Annotated in this window: 20 protein-coding genes; 17 read left to right on the top strand and 3 right to left on the bottom strand. The window is 73.3% G+C overall.

The genetic code is table 11. The features are described 5' to 3' along the window. Positions 1–174 precede the first annotated feature (174 nt). The 12 genes from ABGB16_RS10530 (at position 175) to ABGB16_RS10475 (ending at position 13,983) form a co-directional block, all read left to right on the top strand. Positions 175–474: a DivIVA domain-containing protein gene (locus ABGB16_RS10530; RefSeq protein ID WP_347667805.1), complete on the top strand. Its 300-nt coding sequence runs from the start codon at positions 175–177 to the stop codon at positions 472–474. Next, entirely contained in the window at positions 471–722 is a 252-nt protein-coding gene (locus tag ABGB16_RS10525; protein ID WP_347667804.1) for a hypothetical protein, read from the top strand. The genes ABGB16_RS10530 and ABGB16_RS10525 overlap by 4 nt, the downstream gene beginning before the upstream one ends. A gap of 246 nt (positions 723–968) precedes the next feature. Then, on the top strand, positions 969–1,589 hold the full coding sequence (locus tag ABGB16_RS10520; protein WP_347667803.1) for a dihydrofolate reductase family protein: 621 nt from the start codon (positions 969–971) through the stop codon (positions 1,587–1,589). Positions 1,590–1,727: 138 nt separating this feature from the next. Beyond that, positions 1,728–2,843, top strand: a complete 1,116-nt coding sequence (locus tag ABGB16_RS10515) for an exo-alpha-sialidase (protein ID WP_347667802.1) — start codon at positions 1,728–1,730, stop codon at positions 2,841–2,843. Beyond that, positions 2,840–3,136 carry a MoaD/ThiS family protein gene (locus tag ABGB16_RS10510; protein WP_347667801.1) on the top strand — a complete coding sequence of 99 codons (297 nt, stop codon included), beginning with the start codon at positions 2,840–2,842 and terminating at the stop codon, positions 3,134–3,136. Before ABGB16_RS10515 ends, ABGB16_RS10510 begins: the two co-directional genes overlap by 4 nt. A gap of 307 nt (positions 3,137–3,443) precedes the next feature. Continuing rightward, complete coding sequence (locus tag ABGB16_RS10505) at positions 3,444–4,820, top strand: diaminobutyrate--2-oxoglutarate transaminase family protein (protein WP_347667800.1); 1,377 nt, start codon at positions 3,444–3,446, stop codon at positions 4,818–4,820. Beyond that, on the top strand, positions 4,817–6,337 hold the full coding sequence (locus ABGB16_RS10500; protein ID WP_347667799.1) for a pyridoxal-dependent decarboxylase: 1,521 nt from the start codon (positions 4,817–4,819) through the stop codon (positions 6,335–6,337). Before ABGB16_RS10505 ends, ABGB16_RS10500 begins: the two co-directional genes overlap by 4 nt. Then, the gene (locus ABGB16_RS10495) at positions 6,334–7,626 is read left to right on the top strand and encodes a lysine N(6)-hydroxylase/L-ornithine N(5)-oxygenase family protein (RefSeq protein WP_347667798.1); all 1,293 of its coding nucleotides are present in this window, start codon (positions 6,334–6,336) and stop codon (positions 7,624–7,626) included. The genes ABGB16_RS10500 and ABGB16_RS10495 overlap by 4 nt, the downstream gene beginning before the upstream one ends. Before the next feature lie 49 nt (positions 7,627–7,675). Beyond that, the gene (locus tag ABGB16_RS10490; RefSeq protein WP_347667797.1) at positions 7,676–9,019 is read left to right on the top strand and encodes an MFS transporter; all 1,344 of its coding nucleotides are present in this window, start codon (positions 7,676–7,678) and stop codon (positions 9,017–9,019) included. Then, complete coding sequence (locus ABGB16_RS10485) at positions 9,000–10,811, top strand: IucA/IucC family protein (RefSeq protein WP_347667796.1); 1,812 nt, start codon at positions 9,000–9,002, stop codon at positions 10,809–10,811. Before ABGB16_RS10490 ends, ABGB16_RS10485 begins: the two co-directional genes overlap by 20 nt. An 11-nt stretch (positions 10,812–10,822) precedes the next feature. Beyond that, on the top strand, positions 10,823–12,604 hold the full coding sequence (locus ABGB16_RS10480) for an IucA/IucC family protein (RefSeq protein ID WP_347667795.1): 1,782 nt from the start codon (positions 10,823–10,825) through the stop codon (positions 12,602–12,604). Continuing rightward, positions 12,601–13,983, top strand: coding sequence for a glutamine synthetase family protein (locus ABGB16_RS10475; RefSeq protein WP_347667794.1), 1,383 nt, complete (start codon positions 12,601–12,603; stop codon positions 13,981–13,983). The genes ABGB16_RS10480 and ABGB16_RS10475 overlap by 4 nt, the downstream gene beginning before the upstream one ends. Here the strand turns inward: ABGB16_RS10475 and ABGB16_RS10470 are convergent. After that, entirely contained in the window at positions 13,943–15,232 is a 1,290-nt protein-coding gene (locus ABGB16_RS10470; protein WP_347667793.1) for an alanine racemase, read from the bottom strand. The genes ABGB16_RS10475 and ABGB16_RS10470 overlap by 41 nt on opposite strands. Positions 15,233–15,315: 83 nt before the next feature. Here ABGB16_RS10470 and ABGB16_RS10465 point away from each other — a divergent pair, with 83 nt between their 5' ends. From ABGB16_RS10465 to ABGB16_RS10445, 5 genes are all read left to right on the top strand, one after another. After that, a complete protein-coding gene (locus ABGB16_RS10465; protein WP_347667792.1) occupies positions 15,316–16,335 on the top strand; it encodes an iron ABC transporter permease in 1,020 nt (339 codons plus the stop codon). Further along, on the top strand, positions 16,332–17,396 hold the full coding sequence (locus ABGB16_RS10460) for an iron ABC transporter permease (RefSeq protein ID WP_347667791.1): 1,065 nt from the start codon (positions 16,332–16,334) through the stop codon (positions 17,394–17,396). Before ABGB16_RS10465 ends, ABGB16_RS10460 begins: the two co-directional genes overlap by 4 nt. After that, complete coding sequence (locus ABGB16_RS10455; RefSeq protein ID WP_347667790.1) at positions 17,393–18,229, top strand: ABC transporter ATP-binding protein; 837 nt, start codon at positions 17,393–17,395, stop codon at positions 18,227–18,229. The genes ABGB16_RS10460 and ABGB16_RS10455 overlap by 4 nt, the downstream gene beginning before the upstream one ends. Before the next feature lie 19 nt (positions 18,230–18,248). Further along, complete coding sequence (locus ABGB16_RS10450) at positions 18,249–19,244, top strand: iron-siderophore ABC transporter substrate-binding protein (protein ID WP_347667789.1); 996 nt, start codon at positions 18,249–18,251, stop codon at positions 19,242–19,244. A gap of 144 nt (positions 19,245–19,388) precedes the next feature. Beyond that, entirely contained in the window at positions 19,389–20,294 is a 906-nt protein-coding gene (locus ABGB16_RS10445; protein ID WP_347667788.1) for a siderophore-interacting protein, read from the top strand. On the opposite strand, the gene ABGB16_RS10440 is transcribed toward ABGB16_RS10445, so the two are convergent. Beyond that, complete coding sequence (locus ABGB16_RS10440; protein WP_347667787.1) at positions 20,254–21,258, bottom strand: kinase; 1,005 nt, start codon at positions 21,256–21,258, stop codon at positions 20,254–20,256. The two genes, ABGB16_RS10445 and ABGB16_RS10440, sit on opposite strands and share 41 nt — an antisense overlap. Then, positions 21,251–21,403 (bottom strand): hypothetical protein, encoded by a 153-nt coding sequence (locus ABGB16_RS10435; protein WP_347667786.1) that lies wholly within the window; start codon positions 21,401–21,403, stop codon positions 21,251–21,253. The genes ABGB16_RS10440 and ABGB16_RS10435 overlap by 8 nt, the downstream gene beginning before the upstream one ends. Positions 21,404–21,465: the final 62 nt, after the last annotated feature.

The following is a 21,465-nucleotide window of genomic DNA, read 5'->3' as shown; positions in this document are numbered from 1 at the left end:
AAATCCGCTCTGGAGCGTTGTGTCGCGGCTCCCCTGTGTCACAAGCTGACCACCAAGAGCCGTGCTGCCGTACCGCTGATCGAAGCTGCGGTGGCAGGGCCGGGTGGGTCCGCCCGTGCGGGGAGGGCGGGCGGCCCACCCTTCCACCGACGACAAGCGAGGGAGCAAGAACGGATGAGCGTCCGCAACCAGCGACCGGCCCAGCGAAGCGCAGCGACCTACCGCTCCAGCGCGTACACCAGTCTGCTGCCGTGGCAGGTGCGCGAGCGCCGCTTCAAGCCGGTCGGGCTCGGACGCCGCGGCCTGGAGCCCGACGACGTCTACGCCTTCCTCGACCGGGTCGCCGGCGACCTGGCCGCCGTCCACGCCGCGCTGGCCGCCAGCCGCCGGGAGGCCGCCGTCATCAAGGAGGCGCTGCGCCGCTGGCAGTCCGAGCAGGCCCGCGCCCGCCAGGTCGGGGGACCCGAGCGGTGACCCAGCGGTACGTCATCCACGTGCCGATCCTCGCCGCCGACCTGCCCGCCGCGCAGCGCCTCGCTCGGGTGGTCGGCCGCTGGATGCGCGTGCTGCCGCAGACCGACCCCGGGGAGACCACGGTCTCCGCAGAGGACGACCAGAACGTACGCCATCGGGTCTTCTGCGACCTGCTGATGCCCGGCGGCCGGCGCTGCCTGCTCCGCGCCGACCACGACGGCCCCTGCGCCCGCCGGCTCCACCGCTGATTCCCTGCCTGCGGTTCGACGGGGATCCCTCGTTCCCACCGGAACCGGTCCGGCGGCGGCCATCCATCCTGCTTTGCTGCACGTCGACCGGCCCCGAGACGACTGTCGGCGGCGCGGAGCGGGGCGCCGCAGGGCCCGCTCGCCTAGGGTTTGCGGTGCCCGGTCCGGATCCGACCGATGAGTTGATCGCGCCCGCGCGGTCTCGGCGGATGACGGAACGTTCAGCGACCACGGGGGAGGCCCGGCATGAAAACGATCAAGGCAGGACTGTTCATCTCGCTCGACGGCGTCGTCGAGGCGCCCGACCAGTGGCACTTCCCGTACTTCAACGACGAGATGGGTGCCGCCGTGGACGCCACCCTCGGCGCGGCGGACGTCCTGCTGCTGGGCCGCAGGACGTACGACAGCTTCGCCGGGGCGTGGCCCGACCGGGAAGCGGCCGGCGGGGACGACGCCCCCTTCGCCCGGAAGCTCGGCGACACCCGCAAGATCGTGGTGTCGCGCCAGCGGCTCCAGTTCACCTGGCGGAACTCCGAGCAGTTGCGCGGCGACCTCGTCGAGGCCGTCACCGCGTTGAAGAAGGAGCCGGGTGACGGCACGATCGGCATGAGCGGCTCGGTCTCCGTCGTCCGGCAGCTACTGGACGCCGGGCTGCTGGACGAGCTGCACCTGCTGGTGCACCCGATCGCGGTACGCAGGGGCATGCGGCTGTTCGACGAGGGTCTCCCCCCGATTCCGCTCACCCTGATCTCGTCGCAGGTGTTCCAGACCGGCGTGCTGAACCTCGTCTACGGCCCGGCCGGGCCGGGCGGCAACGCCACCTACGAAGACGCGAAAGCCCACCTGCCGTCGACGCCCGAGCAGTAGGAACGGGGCGACCGTCGGTCGGCTCTCGGCTCGGCCAGGACGCCGAATCGTCGTACCCGGGGAGTACGACTGGCGAAGACCGATGAGTTTCGGCGCGGCGGTCGGTCCAGCCAGGGGAACGAGGAGAAGGATGAGGATATGAGCGGCGTGAGAGTGCTGGTGGGAACACGTAAGGGCGCGTTCGTGCTGACGTCCGACGGCAGGCGCGACGACTGGACGGTCGAGGGGCCGCACTTCGGCGGCTGGGAGATCTACCACCTCACCGGGTCGCCCGCCGACCCGGACCGGCTGTACGCGTCCCAGTCCGGCGGCTGGTTCGGCCAGTTGATCCAGCGGTCCGACGACGGCGGCAGGTCCTGGACCACGGTCGACAACGACTTCGCCTACGCCGGGGACGTCGGCGAACACCTGTGGTACGACGGGACCCCGCGCCCGTGGGAGTTCAAGCGCATCTGGCACCTGGAGCCGTCCCGCGACGACCCGGACACCGTCTACGCGGGCGCCGAGGACGCCGCCCTCTACGTCACCACCGACGGCGGCGGCAAGTGGACCGAGCTGACCGGCCTGCGTACGCACCGGACCGGGGCGAAGTGGCAGCCCGGTGCCGGCGGCATGTGCCTGCACACGATCATCCTGGACCCGGCGAACAAGGACCGGATCTACGTCGCCATCTCGGCGGCGGGCGCGTTCCGCAGCGACGACGGCGGCGCCAGTTGGCTGCCGATCAACAAGGGCCTGCGCTCGGGCGAGATCCCCGACCAGGACTCGGAGGTCGGCCACTGCGTGCACCGCCTCGCCCAGCACCCGTCCCGGCCGGACACCCTGTTCATGCAGAAGCACTGGGACGTCATGCGCAGCGACGACGCCGGCGCGAACTGGCGCGAGGTCAGCGGCGACCTGCCGTCGGACTTCGGGTTCCCGATCGCGGTGCACGCGCACGAGCCGGAGACCGTCTACGTGGTGCCGATCAAGAGCGACTCCGAGCACTACCCGCCGGAGGGCAGGCTGCGCGTCTACCGCAGCCGCACCGGCGGCGGCGAGTGGGAGCCGTTGACCAGGGGCCTGCCGCAGTCCCACTGCTACGTCAACGTCCTGCGCGACGCGATGGCGGTCGACACGCTCGACCCGTGCGGGATCTACTTCGGCACCACCGGTGGCCAGGTCTACCACTCGGCCGACGGGGGCGACAGCTGGGCGCCGATCGTCCGGGACCTGCCGGCGGTGCTCTCCGTGGAAGTCCAGGTGCTGCCATGATCCGGGTGGTCCTGCCGGCCCACCTGAAGAACCTGGCGCACGTCACGGGCGAGGTGCGCCTCGACATGGACGGGCCGGCCACCCAGCGGCTGGTGCTGGACAGCCTCGAGGCGCGGTACCCGATGCTGCTGGGCACCATCCGCGACCGGCACAGCGGCGAGCGCCGCCCGTTCGTCCGCTTCTACGCCTGCCAGGAGGATCTGTCCAACGAGTCGCCCGACGCGCCGCTGCCCGAGCAGGTCACCGCCGGCGAGGAGCCGTTCATCATCCTGGGAGCGATGGCCGGCGGGTGACCCGCGTCGGCCAAGGCCGGACCAGGGAGCACGTCGGCAGCGAGGTGCAGCCGGCAGCCCGCCCTTCAGGCGGGCCAGCCGGCCACCTTCGCTGATGCCGCGAAGGGGTGTCGTCCGGCATCTTCACCCGTTGGCGGCGGTGGCTGTCGCATCAGAGCCATCGAAAGATCGCGGCCTTCTGCCGTTTCGCAGCTCAGCGAGGCATGGACGGTCTGCAATACCACATGGCCGTCGCGGGGCGGACGGTAGGGGAGTGGTGACACCACGCGCCTCCTATGGTTAGGTTAGCCTAACCATAGGAGGTCTCATGGCTTTCGCCCCTGCACGGGCTGGCGACCCGTCCCCCGTTGCCGTCCTGGATCGGCAGCGCCGTCGCGAGTCCGCTGCGCGGACCTACGCGCGTTCCTTCCCGATCGTGCCGGTCCGAGCCCACGGCATGACGATAGAAGGCGCCGACGGGCGGCAGTACCTCGACTGCCTCTCCGGCGCCGGCACCCTCGCACTCGGACACAACCACCCCGTGGTGGTCGAGGCTATCCGCCGGGTGTTGGACTCCGGCGCGCCGCTGCACGTGCTCGACATGGGCACGTCCGAAAAGGACGACTTCACCAGCGCGCTGCTGGAGACCATGCCGGGCGGACCGGCCGGGTGGCGAGTGCACTTCTGTGGCCCCGCCGGCACCGACGCCGTCGAGGCGGCCCTCAAGCTGACCCGCACCGCCACCGGTCGGCGCAACGTCGTCACCTTCACCGGCGCCTACCACGGTATGACCGCCGGCGCCCTCGCCGTCAGCGCCAACGTCGAGGTGAAGACCCCCTTGGGCGCGGCCGGCCTCGACGTCACCAGGATGCCGTTCCCGTACGGCTACCGGTGCCCGTTCGGTATCGGTGGCGAGATGGGCGCCGACATCGCCGCCCGGTACCTGGAGACGACGCTGACCGACTCGCACTCCGGCATGCTGCCTCCCGCAGCCATGATCGTGGAACCGGTGCAGGGCGAAGGTGGGACCATCCCGGCCCCCGACACCTGGATGCGCCGGCTGCGCGAGCTGACCACCGAACACGGCATCCCACTCGTGGTCGACGAGGTGCAGACCGGGGTCGGCCGTACCGGCGCCTTCTGGGCCGTCGACCACAGTGGCGTGGTGCCGGACGTCATGGTGCTGTCCAAGGCCATCGGCGGCAGCCTGCCGCTGGCCGTGATCGTCTACCGCGAGGAACTGGACAGCTGGGCCCCCGGTGCCCACACCGGAACCTTCCGCGGCAACCAGCTCGCGATGGCCGCCGGTGCGGCGACGCTGCGGTACGTCACCGAAGCGGGCCTCGTCCAGCGGGCCGCCGACGTGGGTGACCGCATCATGCGGCAGCTGCGCGACGTACAGGCCCGCCAGGCGTGCATCGGCGAGGTACGGGGACGCGGCCTCATGATCGGTATGGAAATCGTGCGCCCGGACGCGGCGCCCGACGCGCGAGGAGCGCGGCCGACGGCCCCCGAGCTTGCCCGCGACATCCGCAGCCAGTGCCTGCAACGGGAACTCATGGTGGAACTGGGCGGCCGTGACGATGCCGTGGTGCGGCTCCTGCCGCCGCTGACCATCAGCGACGAACAAGCGACCGCCGTGGTGGAGCGGCTCGCCGACGCGGTCGCGGCGGCCGAGCGCCAGTACGCCGGAGTGTCGGCATGACCGCCGCACTCGATGACCCTCCCGCCGCCGGCGTGACCGTCGGTGCCGACAGCCTGGCCGGGGGATCGTCCGGTCCGGCGGCGCTCGAACCGATGATCGCCGCGGCGTTGCGGGCGATGGCAGCGGGAGCCCACCGTCGTGGCGGCCCGCTCCCGACCGGAGACCCGGCAACGGTCGCCGCCGGGGTCGCCGCCGCCCTCGACGGCTCCCCGCTGCCCGAGCACGGCGTCGGCGCCATCGAGGCCGTCACCGCGCTGACCGGCGAGTTGACGGCGGGCACCGCCGACCCGGCCGACCCGCGCTGCGCCGGGCACCTGCACTGCCCGCCGCTGGCCGTGGCCGTGGCCGCCGAGGTCGTCGCCGCCGCCCTCAACCCGTCGCTCGACTCCTGGGACCAGGGGCCCTCGGCCACCGCCCTGGAGCCGTGGGTGATCCGCGCGCTCGCCGGCCTGGTCGGCTACGGCCCGGAGGCCGCCGGCGTCCTCACCTCCGGCGGAACCGAGTCCAACCTCATGGGCCTGCTCCTGGCCCGCGACGCCGCCGTCGAGAAGACGAGCGGGCGCTCCGCCGCGGTGCACGGCCTCGGCCCGGCCGGCACCCGGCTGAGGATCTTCTGTAGCGAGGTGGCCCACTTCTCGGTGCGTCGCAACGCCGCCCTGCTCGGGCTGGGCGAGGAGTCGGTCGTCGCCGTCGCCGTCGACGGGGCGTACCGGATGGATCCCGCCGCTCTGGACGACCACCTCGCCGCCGCCGTCCGCGACGGCCTGATCCCGGCGGCGGTGGTCGCCACCGCCGGCACCACCGACTTCGGCAGCATCGATCCGCTGCCCGAGGTGACCGCGCTGGCGCGGCGCTACGGCGCCTGGTCCCACGTGGACGCCGCCTACGGCGGCGGCGCGCTGTTCTCCGATCGACTCGCCGGGCTGCTCGACGGCCTCGACCGTGCCGACTCGGTCGCCCTCGACCTGCACAAGCTCGGGTGGCAGCCGGTGGCGGCCGGGGTGTTCCTCGCCGGCGCCGCCGGGGCGCTGCGACCTCTGGCGCGTCGGGTGGCGTACCTCAACCCGGCCGACGACGAGGCCGCCGGCTACCCCAGCCTCCTCGGGCACTCGCTGCGCACCACCCGCAGAGTGGACGCGTTGAAGATCGCGGTGACGCTGCGGGCACTCGGCCGCCGCGGCGTCGGCCGGCTCGTCGACGCCTGCCACGACCTGGCCAGGCACGCCGCCGACCGGATCAGCGCCGACGGCCGGCTCGAACTCGCCGCGCCGCCCGTGCTCAGCACCGTCGTGTTCCGCTACCGCGCCGATCCGGCACACACCGACACGGTCAACGGCGACCTGCGCCGTCGGCTGCTGCGCGACGGCGCCGCCGTCATCGGCCGCACCGAGATCGACGGGGCGGTCTGGCTGAAACTGACCCTGCTCAACCCCCACGCCACCACCGCCGACGTGGACGCGCTGCTCGACGCCGTGCGCGCCGCCGGTGACGGCACCCGCGCGGAGGCGGTCGCATGATGGACGAGTACGACCTCGTCGGCGTCGGCATCGGGCCGTTCAACCTCGGCCTCGCCGCACTCGCCGACCCCCTGGACGACGTGCGCGCCGTGTTCGTCGACGCACGTCCGGCATTCAGCTGGCACCCGGGCATGCTGCTCGACGGCGCCCGCCTGCAGGTGCCGTTCCTCGCCGACCTGGTGTCCCTGGTCGACCCGACCAGCCGGTGGTCGTTCCTGGCCTACCTGCGCGAGCACGATCGGCTGTTCCCCTTCTACTTCGCCGAACGCTTCCACATCCCCCGCCGCGAGTACGACGACTACTGCCGGTGGGTGGCCGAGTCGCTGCCGTCGTGCCGGTTCGGCACCCGGGTGGAGGCGGTGCGCTGGGATGCGGACCGATTCCTGGTGGAGCTGCGCGACACCGCGACCGGCGCCGCCCGTACGGTGGCCGCCCGCCACGTGGTGCTGGGCGTGGGCACCGAGCCCGTCGTCCCGCCGCCGTTCGCCGCCGTGCTGGGCACGGAGGTGTTCCACTCCGGGCAGTACCTCCACCACGTCCCGGCACTGGCCGGGGCCCGCGACGTGACCGTGGTGGGCTCGGGGCAGTCGGGCGCCGAGGTGTTCCTCGACCTGCTGCGCCGCGCGGACGACACCGGCTGGCACGTGCGGTGGCTGACCCGCTCGCCGGCGTTCGCCCCGATGGAGTACTCCAAGCTCGGGCTGGAGCACTTCACCCCCGACTACACGCGCTACTTCCGCCACCTGCCCCAACCGGTCCGGGACCGGCTGCTGCCCGCGCAGTGGCAGCTGTACAAGGCGATCAGCGCGGACACCATCGCCGAGATCCACGACGTGCTGTACGAGCGCAGCATCGGCGGCCGGCGTCCCGAGGTCACCATGATGCCCAACGTCGCCGTCACGTACGCGGCCGCCGCGACCGACGGGTACGCGTTGACCTGCCGGCAGACCCAGCAGGACCGCGAGTTCCAGGTGCGCACCGACGGGGTCGTCCTCGCCACCGGGTACGCTGCCCGCCGGCCGGCGCTGCTCGAACCCCTGGCCGACCTCATCGACTTCGACGAGCAGGGCCGCTACCGGGTGGACGCCGACTACCGGCTCTCGGTGGACCCGCGCGTGACCGGCTCGGTGTTCGTGCAGAACGCCGAGGCCCACAGCCACGGCGTCGGAGCCCCCGACCTCGGCCTCGGCGCGTGGCGCAGCGCCACGATCCTCAACGCGCTGACCGGCGGCAAGGCGTACCGGCTGCCGGAGCGTACGGCGTTCACCAGCTTCGGGGTCGGAGGATGAGCGCGGTACGCACGCCCGCCCCGGCGGTCACGCCTGGAAGGCGGGCGGGGTGAACCGGCGGGCCGGCCGGATGGTCCTGCTCGGCGTCGTGGCCCTGCACCTCATCGCCGACAGCGCGCTGAGCCCGTTCTACCCGCAGCTGTTCCGCGAGCTGTTCGGGCTCACGGACCTGACGGCGACCGGCACGTACGTGTGGGCGTGCCGGGCCGCCGCCGTGATCGCCCTGCCGCTGTGGGGGCTGGCGGCCCGCCGCTGGCCCGCGCACCGGCTGGTGGTCGTCGGGCTCGTCGCCGCCGCGGTGCTCGACCTCGCGCTCGCCGTCACGCCCACGTACGCGGCGTTCACCGCCGTGTCGGTGGCGTTGGTCGCCGCGACGATGGCCATGGCGCTGGCGTACCCGGCGCTGGTCGCGCTCGGCGACGGCGACGACCGGTTGCCGCAGGTCCGCGCGTTCGCCGTCGTCACCCACGCGGCGACGGTGGCGGCGACGCTGGTCGGCGCGGGGATCATGGCGATGCCGCAGCCGCGCGTCGGCCTGGCCGCGTTCGCCGTCCTCGACGTCGGGTTGGCCTACGCCTGCCACCGGGTGCTGGGCCGCCGACCGGCCACCGCAGCGGCACCGCCCGCCGCGGAGGCGCCGGCAACCCTGGCGGCGTCCGCCGTGGAGGCGTCACCAACGCTCGTGGCGGCGTCCGCCGTGGAGGCGTCACCAACGCTCGTGGCGGCGTCCGCCGTGGAGGCGCCCCCGGCCGCCGAGGCGCAGTCAGCCGCCCCGGCGCTCGCCCGCCGGCCGGCCCGGGCGGCGGTGGTGTCCGCGGTGGCGCTGGTCGCCGGGATCGTGTTCGTCGTGGAGATCGGCCGCAACGTCGTGCGGCCCTTCTTCACCGCGTACGTGGAGGACGCCGGAGCCGGCCCGCTGCTGGCCGCCGGACTGTTCCTGCTGCCCAGCGTCGCCGCCCTGGCGGTGCTGCCGGCCGCCGAGGCCGCCCGGCGCCGCCTCGGCCGGGCGCTGCTGCCGGCCGCATTCGTCCTGGCCGCGGTGGGACTGCTGGTGCAGGCCCTCACCGAGCACCCGGCCCTCGTCGCGGTCGGCAGGCTGGTCTTCGGCGCGGGTCTCGGTCTCGGACAGGTCGCCCTGGATCTGCGGATCTTCGCCGCGACCGGCGTCCGCGGCCCGGCCTTCGCCGCGGTGGAGACCGTCAGCACCGTCGCGATGCTGGCCAGCCCGATCGTCGCCACCGCCGCCGTCGCGGTGGCACTGCCGGGGCCGCTGTTGACCGGCGCCGCCGTGTTCCTGGTCCTGGCGGTGCTGGTGTCCCTGGGCCGCCGTCGCGCCGCCCCCCGAACCGAGATCGTCGCCATGGAGGAGAACCGTGTTCCCGAACCCGTCTGAGTCGAGCGTCGAGCCCCCCGCCGACCTGGCCGCTGAACGGGCGCTGTGGCGTACGGCCGGGCGTGCCCTGCTGGCGCGCACGATCGCCGAGCTGGCCTACGAGGACCTGATCACCCCGGCCCCGGACGGACCACCGGGACGATGGCAGATGGTCCTGCCCGACGACGTCCGGTACTCGTTCACCGCACGCCGGGGCACGTTCGACGTGTGGCGGATCGCGCCGGACAGCCTCACCCGCCACGCCGCCGGAACGTCACAGGACGCCGTCGACCCGGTGCGGTTCATCCTCGACGCCCACCCGGTGCTCGGGCTGTCCGGTGCGGTGCTGGCGGACCTGGTGCGCGACCTGACCGCCACCCACGTCGCGGACGTGCGGCTGCTGGCCAACGCCCGCCCCGCGAAGGAGCTGGCCGACCTGTCGCACGAGGACCTCGAGGCCCACCAGACCGGGCACCCCTGCCTGGTGCTCAACAAGGGCCGGCTGGGCTTCTCCGCCTCCGACGCGGCCCGGTACACCCCCGAGGCCGCCGGCGAACTCCGGTTGATCTGGTTCGCGGTGGCGCCGGAGCTGGCCCGGTACACCGCGGTGCCGGGACTGACCCAGGCCGCGTTGCTCGCCGACGAACTGGACGACGCCACCCGCTCGGGCTTCGCCGCCCGGATCCGCGCCCGCGGCGGCGACCCCGACACCTACGTCTGGCTGCCGGTGCACCCGTTCCAGGCCGACGAGGTAGTGCTGCCCCTGTTCGCCCCGCAGCTGGCGGAGGGCAGCATGATCCAGCTCGGTCCGGCGCCGGACCGCTACCGCCCGCTGCAGTCGGTGCGGACCCTGACCAACCTGGACCACCCGGCGCGGCGCAACGTCAAGGTGCCACTCATGATCCGCAACACCCTGATCTGGCGTGGGCTGTGCGAGGCGCAGACCGGCTGCGCGCCGCCCATGACCACGTGGCTGCAGGGGCTGCGCGACGGCGACGCGTTTCTGCGCGACGAGTGCCGGGTCGTGATCCTCGGCGAGGTCGCGTCGGTCAGCGTCGCGCACCCCGCCTACGCGCAGCTCCCGGACGCGCCGTACCGCTTCCACGAACTGCTCGGCGCCATCTGGCGGCAGCCGGTGCACAGCTACCTGGAGGAGGGGGAGCGGGCCCGCACCATGGCCACCCTGCTGCTGGAAGGCTCGGACGGGCGGGCGGTGGTGGCGGAGCTGGTGGAGCGTTCCGGCCTGGACCCGGTCACCTGGCTGCGGGCGTACCTGCGGGCGCTGTTGCCGCCGCTGCTGCACTACCTCTACCGCTACGGCACCTCGTTCACCCCGCATGGCGAGAACGTCGTGCTCATCAGCGACGCCGAGGAGCGGCCGGTCCGCATCGCGCTCAAGGACTTCAGCTCCGACGTGGAGGTGCTCCCCGACGACCTGCCGGAGTACGCGCAACTGCCGCCGGAGGTATTCGCCAAGCTGCACCGCTGGCCCGCCACCGACCTGGCCCACTCCATCCTGTCGGCGATCTGCGCCGGGCACTTCCGCTTCTTCACCGACATCGTCGAACGGCACCTCGGCGTGCCCGAGGAGCGGTTCTGGTCCCTGGTGCGCGAACCGATCGACGCCTACCACGCCCGCTTCCCCGAGCTGGCGCCGCAGTTCGCCGCCTTCGACCTGCTCGGGCCGCGCTTCGCCAAGGTGGCGCTCAACCGTGAACAGCTGACCGGCGGGGGATTCCACGACCGCGCCGAACGCGACGGCGACTTCGACCTCATGCACGGCACCGCCGCCAACCCGCTGCACCGACCCTGACGGAGACCGCTGTGTTCGACCCTCCTGAGCTGACCGCCCCGATCTGGCACCGGGCCGCGGCGGCGTTGACCGCCAAGATGATCGCCGAGTTGTCCTTCGAGCAGGCGCTGACGCCGCATCCGCTGGGCGGCGGACGCCACCGAGTCCACGTCGCCGACGCGATCGCGTACGAGTTCACCGGCCGGCCGGTCGCCATGGACTCGTGGCGCATCCGGTCCGGTTCGGTGGTGCGTCACGCCCCCGACGGGGCGCCGGCCGACCCGTACCGGCTGCTGCTCGACCTGCACACCGCGTGGGGCCTGGACCCGGCGGTGACCGCGCTGACGGTGGCGGAGCTGACGGCCACCCTGTCGGCCGACGCGCACCTGCTCGCCACCGGCGCGCCGGTCGCGGCGCTCGCCGAGCTGTCGCACGCCGAGTTGGAGGGCCACCAGACCGGCCACCCATGGATCTTCGCGAACAAGGGCCGGGTCGGCTTCTCCGGCCCCGACCGGCACGCACACGCACCGGAGGCCCGCCACCTGATCCGGCTGCACTGGATGGCCGCGCACCACGACATCGCCGAACACCACGGCCTGCCCGGCCTGGGCGCGGCGGCGGTGCGGGACCGCGAACTCGACCCCGCGACGGTGGACGCGTTCACCGCCGTGCTCACCGGCCGTGGCCTGGACCCGGGGGACTACCTCTGGCTTCCGGTGCACGAGTGGCAGTGGACCGAGGTGGTGGTGCCGCTGTTCGCCGAGCAGCTGGCCACCGGCCGGATCGTCGCGCTGGGCCGGGCGCCGGACGCCTACCGCGCGCAGCAGTCCATCCGCACCTTCGTCAACGTGGACCGGCCCGACCGCTTCGACGTGAAGCTGCCGCTGTCGATCCTCAACACGATGGTGTACCGGGGCATCCCCACCGAGCTGGTGCGCGCAGCCCCGCACAGCACCGCCTGGGTGCACGCCCTGCGCGACGGCGACGAGTTCCTGCGCGACGAGTGCCGGGTGATCCTCCCCGGCGAGGTCGCCGCGGTGGCGGTGCACCATCCGGTGTTCGAGGGCCTGCCGCAGGCGCCGTACCGGTACCGGCAGCTGCTCGGGGTCATCTGGCGCGAACCGGTCGCCGGGCACCTCGATCCGGGGGAGCGGGCCCGCACCCTCGCCGCGCTGCTGCATGTGGACCCCGAGGGCCGCGCCTTCGTCGCCGAACTGGTGCGACGCTCTGGGCTGACGCCCGAGGACTGGCTGCGCCGCCTGTTCGCCGCCGTGCTGCCCCCGCTGCTGCACCTGTTGCACCGCTACGGCATCGCCTTCAACCCGCACGGCGAGAACGCGATCGTCGTCTACGACGCCGCCGACGTGCCGACCCGGCTGGCCGTCAAGGACTTCGTCGACGACATGAAGCTGCTGGACACCGACCTGCCCGAGTACGGCGACCTGCCGGCCGAGGCGGCCGGCGTGCTGATGCGGTGCGGCCCCGACGAACTGGCCGGCTCCATCGTCAAGTCACTGCTGACCTGCCACTTCCGGTTCCTGGCGCCGCTGTGCGAGGAGCAGCTGGGGGTCCCGGAGGCCGTCTTCTGGGCGCTGGTGCGCGCGGAGGTGCGCCGCTACCGGGAACGCTTCGCCGAGCTGGCCGACCGGTTCGCCCTGTTCGACCTGGGCAAGCCGGCGTTCCCCCGGACCTGCCTCAACCGGGAACGGCTGCTGCCCGGCGGATACCACGACCGGGCCGAGCGGGACGCCTCCTTCCGCCTCGACGCCGACCCCGTGCCCAATCCGCTGCACGACGAGAAGGAGGCCGTGTGATCACCGTCGACCAGCTGCGCGCCGACGTCGCGGCGGACGCCGTCGACAACGTCATCGTCGCCGTCCCAGACCTGCAGGGCCGCCTGCAGGGCAGCCGCCTCGACGCCCACCACTTCCTCGACGAGACGCTGCGCTCCGGCTTCCCCGCCTGCGTCTACCTGCTGGCCACCGACGTCGACATGAACACCGGCCCCGGGTACGCGCTCGACGCCGCCGCGGCCGGCTTCGGCGACATGCTGCTCGTCCCCGACCTCGCGACCCTGCGCCGGCTGCCCTGGGACGACGGCACCGCCCTGGTGATCGCCGACGCCCGCTGGCCCGGCGGCGGCCCCGTGCCGTTCGCCCCTCGGCAGGTGCTGCGCGCGCAGCTGGACCGCCTCGCCGACCGCGGTCTGGTCGCGCTGGCCGGCACCGAGCTGGAGTTCCTGCTCTTCACCGACACGTTCCAGCAGGCACACGCACGGGACTACCGTGACCTGGCCGCCGCCACCAGGCACAACGTGGACTACTCGCTCACCGGGGTGACCGAGATCGACCCGGTGGTGCGCCGGATCCGGCGGGAGATGCGCCGGGCCGGCCTGCGGATGGAGTCGGCGCGCGGCGAGTGCCACCCCGGGCAGTACGAGATGGTGTTCCGCTATGCCGACGCCCTGACCACCTGCGACAACCACGCCGTCTACAAGACTGGGGTACGGCAGATCGTCACCCAGGAGGGCCTGTCGGTGACGTTCATGGCGAAGTACGACGCCGGGGAGGGCAACTCCTGCCACGTGCACCTGTCGCTGCGCCACGTCGACGGTACCCCGGTCTTCACCGACGGCGCGGACGCCGGCACCGTGATCGGCGACGGGCGCGTGGACCTGGCCGGGATGTCGCCGTTGATGGCCCACTTCGTCGCCGGGCAGCTGGCCTGCCTGCGTGAGTTCACGCTGTTGCAGGCCCCGAACGTCAACTCCTACAAGCGGCTGGCGCCCGGCGCGTTCGCCCCGACCCAGGTGGCGTGGGGGCGGGACAACCGCACCTGCCCGATCCGGGTGGTGGGGGTGGGCGACTCGTTGCGCATCGAGCACCGGGTGGCCGGCGGCGACGCCAACCCCTACACCGCCGTCGCCGCCGTCCTCGCCGCCGGTCTGCACGGCATCGATCACGAGCTGCCTCTGGAACCGGCGGTGGCCGGTGACGCGTCGGCGGTCGAGCGCCCGCGGCTGCCCGCCTCGCTCGCCGAGGCGGTGCGCCTGTGGGAGGCGAGCGAGGCGGCGCAGAAGGCGTTCGGCTCCGACGTCGTCGCGCACTACGCCGCGGCGGCGCGGGCCGAGTTGGACGCGTTCGCCGCTACGGTCACCGACTGGGAGCGGCGGCGCGGCTTCGAACGGCTCTGACCGGGTCGACGGCGGGCGGCGTGTCGAGCGTCCAGCGTTCGGCGCGGGGATGACCGAGGAACTCCGGAAGCGCGAACTCCCAGCCGTACGAGCCGGCGTCGGGGAAGACCACCAGGTCGCCCGCGCGTACGGCGTCCACGGTCATGTCCCGTACCAGGGTGTCCTCCGTGGTGCACAGCTCGCCGACGACCGTCACCGGGGCGTCGCGGACCTCCGGCCGCGGCCACGGGTACGGCCACCGCTCGACCGGCAGCACCGCGAACGGGTGCAGGATGTCCCAGGACACCGGCAGCGCGAAGTGGTTGATGCCGCCGCGCAGCACCACGAACCACGTGCCGTATGCGTGTTTGACGTCGAGCACCTCGGCGGCGTACCAACCGCACCCGGTCACCAGGTAACGGCCCGGCTCCAGGACGACCCGGCAGTCGGTGGGCGGCCGCACATCCGCCAGCAGCTCACCGAAACGGTCCGCGTCGAACCGCGGGCCCCGGCCGAACGACACGCCGATGCCCCCGCCGACGTCGACGACGCGCAGGTCCACGCCGTGCCGGGCCGCCGTCTGCTCGGCGAACCGCAGACACCAGCGCAGGTACGCCACGTGCGTGGCCGCGTCGAGGTTGTTGCCGACCGCGTGGACGTGGAAGCCGACGACGCTCGTGCGGGGCAGCGCGCGCGCCTGTTCCAACACCTGCGGCACGTCGGCCTCGGGGATGCCGAACTGGGTCGCCGCGCCGCCCATGGCGAGGGCGCCGGCCACCGAGACCCGTTGCGGGTTCACCCGCAGTGTCACCGCGACGCGCCGGTCGAGCTGCGCCGCGATTCGGTCGACGCGACGCAGCTCGTGCACGCTCTCCACGTTGATCACGTCCACGTCGTGCTCGACGAGGTGGCGCAGCAGGATGTCGCTCTTGGCCGGTCCGGCGGCGACCATCAGCCCGTCGGGGCGAACACTTCGGGCCAGGCTCGCCTCGGCGGCGGAGGCCACCTCGAAGCCGTCGACGTGCCCGGCGAGAGCCGCGACCACGGGCCGGTGTGAGTTGGCCTTGATCGCGTAGCAGACGGCGGCCCAGTCGGGCAGCGCCGCGCGCAGCGTGTCGGCCCGCGCGGTCGCCACCGCCGGATCGTAGACGTACCCGCTGACCGGTTCCTGCCGCCGCGCGGCCTGGTCTGACAGATAGGACCGCACGGCCTCGGGCAGCGACGAGGCGGGCAGCGTGGGTGCGCCGGCGGCGGTCGGTGGCAGGTCCACGGACATCCTCCTTTGACTGAGGTTAGGCTCACCTTATACGCTGCTGCCTGTTCGCGTCGTCCCCGCCACCCGGAGCACTCTTCATGATCAGCACCTCCGCGCGCGCCACGCCGGGTATCCGCGTGCCGTGGCTGCTCGTCATCGGGGGAGTGCTGCTGGTCGCGGTCGCCCTGAGCCTGTTCATCGGCGCCCGGACGGTCAGTCCGATGGTGACGCTCGACGCTCTCCTCGGCGCCGGCGGCGGGCGTGACCACATCATCGTGCGGGAGATCCGGCTGCCACGCACGCTGCTCGCCCTCGCCGTCGGGTCGGCGTTCGCCGTGGCCGGCTGCCTCATGCAGGGCCTCACCCGCAACCCGCTCGCCTCGCCGGACCTGCTCGGCATCGGGCACGGCGCCTCCCTCGCCGTCGTGCTGGCCATCTACCTCGTCGGCATCGACGGCCCCCGGGGGTACGTCTGGTTCGCGCTCGCCGGCGCCGCCGTCTCCACCGTGGTGGTCTATCTGCTGGCGGGAGCCGGAACCCGGGCCGCCACGCCCATCCGGCTCGCCGTCTCCGGCGCGGTGCTGGCCACGGCCGCGTTGTCGTGGACGCAGACGGTGATGGCAATGGACCGGCGCACCCTCGACGAGGCCCGGTTCTGGATCGCCGGGTCCATCGCGGGCCGGCCGCTGAGCGTCCTGACCGCGGTGCTGCCGTTCCTGGCTCTCGGCGCGGTCCTCGCCGTCGCCCTGATCCGGGCCCTCGACGCGCTCGCGCTCGGCGACGACGCCGCGACGGCCCTCGGAATCGACCCGCTACGGCAGCGCCTGCTGGGCGCCCTGGCCGTCACGCTGCTCGCCGGCGGCGCCGTCGCCGCCGCCGGGCCGCTGGCGTTCATCGGCCTGGCCGCCCCGCACCTGGCCCGCCAGCTCTGCGGCCCGGACCACCGCGTCCTGCTCCCCGCCTGCGCCATGCTCGGGCCGGCGCTGCTGCTGCTGGCCGACGTGATCGGCCGGGTCGTGCTGTTCCCGCTGGAGCTGGAGGCGGGCATCGTCACCGCGCTGCTCGGCGCGCCCGTGCTCATCGCGCTCGTCCGCCGCGTCCGGCTGGTGAAGTCATGACCCTCGACACGCGCGCCGCCGCCCCGGCGGCCACCACGCCGGCAGGTGCCCGCACCCGTCGCGCGCCGCGATCGGCGGTGTGGGTGGCGCTGTGCATCGCGGCGACCCTGGCCGGCACCATCGCCTTCGGCCTGTGGTCGTTGACGCTCGGCGACTACCCGATCAGCGTCCCGGACGTGGCCCGCGCCGTCGTCGGCGCCGGCCATCGCGCCGACGTCCTGGTCATCCAGCAGTGGCGACTACCCCGCGTGCTCGCCGCGCTGCTCGCCGGCGCCGCCTTCGCCGGCAGCGGCGCGCTGCTGCAGTCGCTGCTGCGCAACCCGCTCGCGTCCCCCGACGTCATCGGCGTCAACATGGGCGCGACGGTCGTCGCCGTCGCCGCCATCATCGTCGGCCTGCCCGGGGTCCTGGTGCCCGGCGGGGCGCTGCTCGGCGCCGTCGCGGCGGCCGCCCTGCTCGTCGCGCTGGCCTGGCGCAACGGCATCGGCGCCGACCGGCTGGTGCTCGTCGGCATCGGCCTGCACACGGCGCTGTACGCGGCCAAGACGTTCCTCATCCTCAGGTTCCCCGACGACGTGGTGCAGGGCGCCGTGTTGTGGACGGTCGGCACCCTCTACAACCGCACCTGGGCGGAGGTCGCTGTGGCGGCGTGCGCGCTCGCCCTGCTGGTACCGGCCGCGCTCCTGCTGCTGCGCCTGCTCGCCGTGCTGGACCTCGGCGACGACCTCGCCGCCGGGCTCGGCCTGCGGGTCCGGGTCGTCCGCATCGGCATCCTCGCCGCAGCCGTCGCCCTGGCCGCGGTGGGCGTCGGGCTCGGCGGGCCGCTGCCGTTCGTCGCCCTCGCGGTGCCCTTCCTCGCCCGGCTCGTCGCGGGCCCGCTCAGCCCGCGCACCCTCGTGCTGGCGGTGGTCCTCGGCGCCGCGGTCCTGCTCGTCGCGGACGTCGCCGCCCAACACGCGCTGCCCACCGCGCTGCCGGCGGGTGTGGTCACCGCATCCGTCGGGGCGCCGCTGTTCTTCTGGCTGCTCTGGCGGCACCACCGCGGAAAGGCACGGACATGACCAGTCTCGCCGCGCAGGATCTCACCCTCGCCTACGACGGGCGGGTGATCGTCGACGGCCTCGACGTGCGCATCCCGGCCGGCGGTCACACCGTCATCGTCGGGCCCAACGCCTGCGGTAAGTCCACCCTCCTGCGGGGGCTGGCCCGGCTGCTGCCCCCACAGGAGGGCACCGTACTGCTCGACGGCCACGACATCGCCCGCACGCCGACGAAGCAGGTCGCCCGCCGGCTGGGCCTGCTGCCCCAGTCGCCCGCCACCCCCGCGGGGATCACCGTGGAGGCGCTCGTCCGCCGGGGCCGGTTCCCGCACCACGGCCTGCTGAGGGGCTGGAGCAGCCGCGACGCAGAGGTCGTCGAGGCGGCGATGCGCCGCACCGAGCTGCTGCATCTGCGCGACCGGCTGGTCGACGAGTTGTCGGGCGGCCAGCGGCAGCGGGCCTGGATCGCGCTCGTCCTGGCCCAGGACACGCCGCTGCTGCTGCTCGACGAGCCCACCACCTACCTCGACCTGCGGCACCAGCTGGACGTGCTCGACCTGCTCGCCGGCCTCGTCGACGACGGCCGCACCGTGGTCACCGTCCTGCACGACCTGAACCAGGCCTGCCGCTACGCCGACCACCTGCTCGTCATGAAGGACGGCCGCCTGGTCGCCGCCGGAGCGCCGGCCGACGTCCTCACCAGCGAGCTCGTCGACGCCGTCTTCGACCTTCCGTGTCTGGTCATCGACGACCCGGTCACCAAGACCCCCCTCGTGGTGCCGCACGACCGCCGCCCGCAGTCGTCGTCGCCCCCACCCACCGTCAGCAATCTGGCCGACCCGGTCAATCCCTGACCTCCGAGAGGACAACCACATGAGAAGCACGTCCACGCTACGGCGGCTCGTCGCCGTCACCGGCCTCGTGGCCGTCACCGCGCTCACGGCCGCCTGCGGCGGCGGCGCGGACGACGCCCCGTCCACTTCGGGCGGCGCCAGCGCCGGTGCCGGTGCCTTCCCCCGCACCGTCACCCACGCCATGGGCAGCACCACCATCGAACGGCAGCCGCAGCGTGTCGTCGTGCTCGACACCCCGGAGGCGGGCGCCGCGCTGCTGGTCGGTGTCAAGCCGATCGCCGCCGTGTCCGTCGACCCGGTCGCCAAGACCTACCCCGCCCACCTTCAGGACCAGCTCAACGGGGTGCCGGACGTCGGGCCGCTCGATGAACCGAACATCGACAAGATCCTGTCGCTCAAGCCGGACCTCATCCTGTCGTCGAAGATCCGGCACGAGAAGATCTACGACCGACTGAGCCAGATCGCTCCCACCGTGTTCGCCGAGGCGCCGGGCGACGGCTGGAAGCAGAACGTGTCGCTGTTCGCCCAGGCCCTCGGCAAGGAGAAGGAAGCGGAGACGGCGCTCGCCGCGTACCAGGACCGCGCCCGCAAGATCGGTGAGGCGATCACCGCCAAGAACGGCGGCAAGGCCCCCACCATCTCGATCGTCCGCTTCGTCGACGGCCCCACCCGGCTGTACCAGCCCACCAGCTTCAGCGGCGTGGTGGTCGCCGACACCGGCCTGCCTCGGCCTGCCTCCCAGCAGGACCCGAAGGAGGTCATCACCGAGATCGGGCCGGAACTGATCGACCGCGCCGAGGGCGACTACGTCTTCGTCTGCACCTACGGCGACCCCGCCATCACCCAGCAGAAGGCGTTCCTCTCCAGCCCGCTGTGGGCGAACCTGGCCGCGGTGAAGAACAACCGCGTGACCAACGTCAGCGACGACACCTGGATGACCGGCATCGGCATCCAGGGCGCCCACCTGATCCTCGACGACATCGCCAAGGCCGCAGGCGTCGACCCGCTGCGCTGACGACACCGCCCGGCCGGCGGGGGCGAAACCCTCACCGGCCGGGCAACCCGACCCGCCGGCCGCCGCCACGCCCACCCGAACGTCGTGCGGCGGCCCTGCCGGCGCCCCGCATCAAGTGGCCACCTGCCGTCGCAAGGGAGCACGATGATGGAAACCCTCGCCGCCGCCCCGTGGCGACTGTTCGACGTCGAGGTGCGGGCGCTGCGCAGGCTCAGCCCCACGTTCCTGCGGGTCACGTTCGCCGGGCCGGACCTGGACCGGCTCGCCGACAACGGCTACGACCAACGCATCAAGCTCGTGTTCCCACGACCGGGGAGCGGTCTCGAGGGCCTGCCCACCAGTGTGGACTTCTACCGGCAGTGGCGGGCGCTGCCCGAGGCGACGCGCAACCCGATACGGACCTACACGGTGCGCGCGGCCCGCCCGCACCGCAACGAGGTCGACATCGACTTCGTTCTGCACGGCGACCACGGTCCGGCATCCCGATGGGCACTGCGGGCACGACCCGGCGCCACGCTGGCGATATTCGGACCGAACGCCGCCTACGACGGCGACCACGGCGGCGTGGAGTTCCAGCCGCCCGCGGGCGCCAGGTCGTTGCTGCTGGCCGGTGACGAGACCGCCACGCCGGCGATCGGCGCCATCCTCGAACGGCTGCCCGCGACCGCCTCCGGTTCGGCGTTCCTCGAGGTTCCCGGTACGGCAGACGTCCTGCCGCTGGCGGCCCCGCCGGGAGTGACCGTCTCCTGGCTGGTGCGGGGTCGGCAGGCACGGGGGAGCGAACTCGTGCCTGCCGTGACCGCGGCGGCCCAGCGGCTGCGGATGTCCACGTCGGCGGCACCGCAGGATCTTCAGGACATCGACGTCGACGCCGAGGACCTCTGGGAGGTCCCGAACGTCCGGGGTGCCGCGCCGCTGTACGCCTGGCTCGCCGGCGAGGCGGGCGTGATCCGCACCCTGCGGCGGCGGCTGGTGGGGGAGCAGGGCATCGACCGGCGCTGCGTGGCGTTCATGGGCTACTGGAGACTTGGTCGTCCTGACCGGGAGTGAAGCCCGTCGGCGTCTGGTGTGTCGACAGGTCGAAGGTGAGGCTCCCGTACATCGTCGCGTTGCCGGCCAGGGTGCGACAGGCGGTGGTGATCCGGCCCAGCTTGTCGGCATACCCCGGCTCGGCGGTGTCGAGGAGGATTCCCAGGCTCGTGCCGCTGTGCGCGCAGATCACGCCGAGACCGCCGAGACCCCGGCAGATCTCCTGTAACCCGGTCAGGAGTCGCTTCGGCCGTAGCCGCTGGTTCTTCACGGCGCTGCGGGTCGAGACCCTGCCGACCTCCGCGAGGTCCCCGGCCCGCACGGCGGCCGTGAGGCGGTCGAGCAGTTCGGCGTACTCGTGCCGGTCGGCGGCGGTGAAGGGCTTGGGGAGCCGGTTGAACTCGACCGTGTCCACCTCGCCCCCCTCGTCGACGCCGACGACCGACACCTGCGGCAGCGACCCGAGCGTCGACCGGATCCGCACCGCGCGGTGGTGGAACGCCACGACACCGGGGTGGAGGACGCCGTCGGTCGGCTCGATGCGGCGCAGGTAGTCCTCCAGTCGGTCGGCCGGCAGTTCGATGCCGAGCGCCCCGGACACGGCGCGCGCGGTCGCCACGAGGTCCGCGGACGAGCTGGCGAGGCCCTTGCCCTCGGGGAGTTCGCTGCGCAGCACGAGCGTCCCGCCGGTCGTCCCCGCTCCCCGGTCGGCGATGATCATGCCGGCGAGCGTGCGGGCCTTCGTCTTGTGCGGCGGCCACACCGTCACCTGCCGCTGCCCGGGCTCGCCGTGGAACACGGCCGTGGACCACCGCGCGATCGGCATGGTGACCAGGAAGTCCCCGTCGGACTCCGGCAGCGCCCCCTGCAACAGCTCGCCGAACGTCCCGTACGCCCTGCCGACGCCGGCGTCGCCCGGGCGCCGACCAGCGGCCGACGACGTGGTCGCGGCGGCCGGGCCCGCTGCCGGCGCGGGGTCACGCATCCCGCTGCGGCAACCAGTCCGGGGCTCGGCGCGGCGGCGCCGCCCGCGTGGTGTGGCGCACGGTCTCCTCGATCCTGATGGGGTTACGGCTGGCCAGGTACGCGTCGACCATCTCGGGTGCGGTTCCTCGGGATAGGGCGGTCACAGGGCTCGCCTGCCGTACCACCGTACGGGTGGATCACCGGCGGCGAGGTCGGCCGGGTCCAC

Source organism: Micromonospora sp. B11E3 (assembly GCF_039871625.1).
In the GTDB taxonomy this organism is placed as follows: domain Bacteria; phylum Actinomycetota; class Actinomycetes; order Mycobacteriales; family Micromonosporaceae; genus Micromonospora.
This window is presented reverse-complemented; position numbering and strand designations above follow the sequence as displayed.

Coding starts and splice junctions, on each gene's coding strand:
- ABGB16_RS10515 (WP_347667802.1), top strand. CDS start 1,728: ATGAGCGGCGTGAGAGTGCTGGTGGGAACACGTAAGGGCGCGTTCGTG.
- ABGB16_RS10505 (WP_347667800.1), top strand. CDS start 3,444: ATGGCTTTCGCCCCTGCACGGGCTGGCGACCCGTCCCCCGTTGCCGTC.
- ABGB16_RS10495 (WP_347667798.1), top strand. CDS start 6,334: ATGATGGACGAGTACGACCTCGTCGGCGTCGGCATCGGGCCGTTCAAC.
- ABGB16_RS10455 (WP_347667790.1), top strand. CDS start 17,393: ATGACCAGTCTCGCCGCGCAGGATCTCACCCTCGCCTACGACGGGCGG.
- ABGB16_RS10465 (WP_347667792.1), top strand. CDS start 15,316: ATGATCAGCACCTCCGCGCGCGCCACGCCGGGTATCCGCGTGCCGTGG.
- ABGB16_RS10460 (WP_347667791.1), top strand. CDS start 16,332: ATGACCCTCGACACGCGCGCCGCCGCCCCGGCGGCCACCACGCCGGCA.
- ABGB16_RS10530 (WP_347667805.1), top strand. CDS start 175: ATGAGCGTCCGCAACCAGCGACCGGCCCAGCGAAGCGCAGCGACCTAC.
- ABGB16_RS10520 (WP_347667803.1), top strand. CDS start 969: ATGAAAACGATCAAGGCAGGACTGTTCATCTCGCTCGACGGCGTCGTC.
- ABGB16_RS10510 (WP_347667801.1), top strand. CDS start 2,840: ATGATCCGGGTGGTCCTGCCGGCCCACCTGAAGAACCTGGCGCACGTC.
- ABGB16_RS10445 (WP_347667788.1), top strand. CDS start 19,389: ATGATGGAAACCCTCGCCGCCGCCCCGTGGCGACTGTTCGACGTCGAG.
- ABGB16_RS10440 (WP_347667787.1), bottom strand. CDS start 21,258: ATGCGTGACCCCGCGCCGGCAGCGGGCCCGGCCGCCGCGACCACGTCG.
- ABGB16_RS10500 (WP_347667799.1), top strand. CDS start 4,817: ATGACCGCCGCACTCGATGACCCTCCCGCCGCCGGCGTGACCGTCGGT.
- ABGB16_RS10450 (WP_347667789.1), top strand. CDS start 18,249: ATGAGAAGCACGTCCACGCTACGGCGGCTCGTCGCCGTCACCGGCCTC.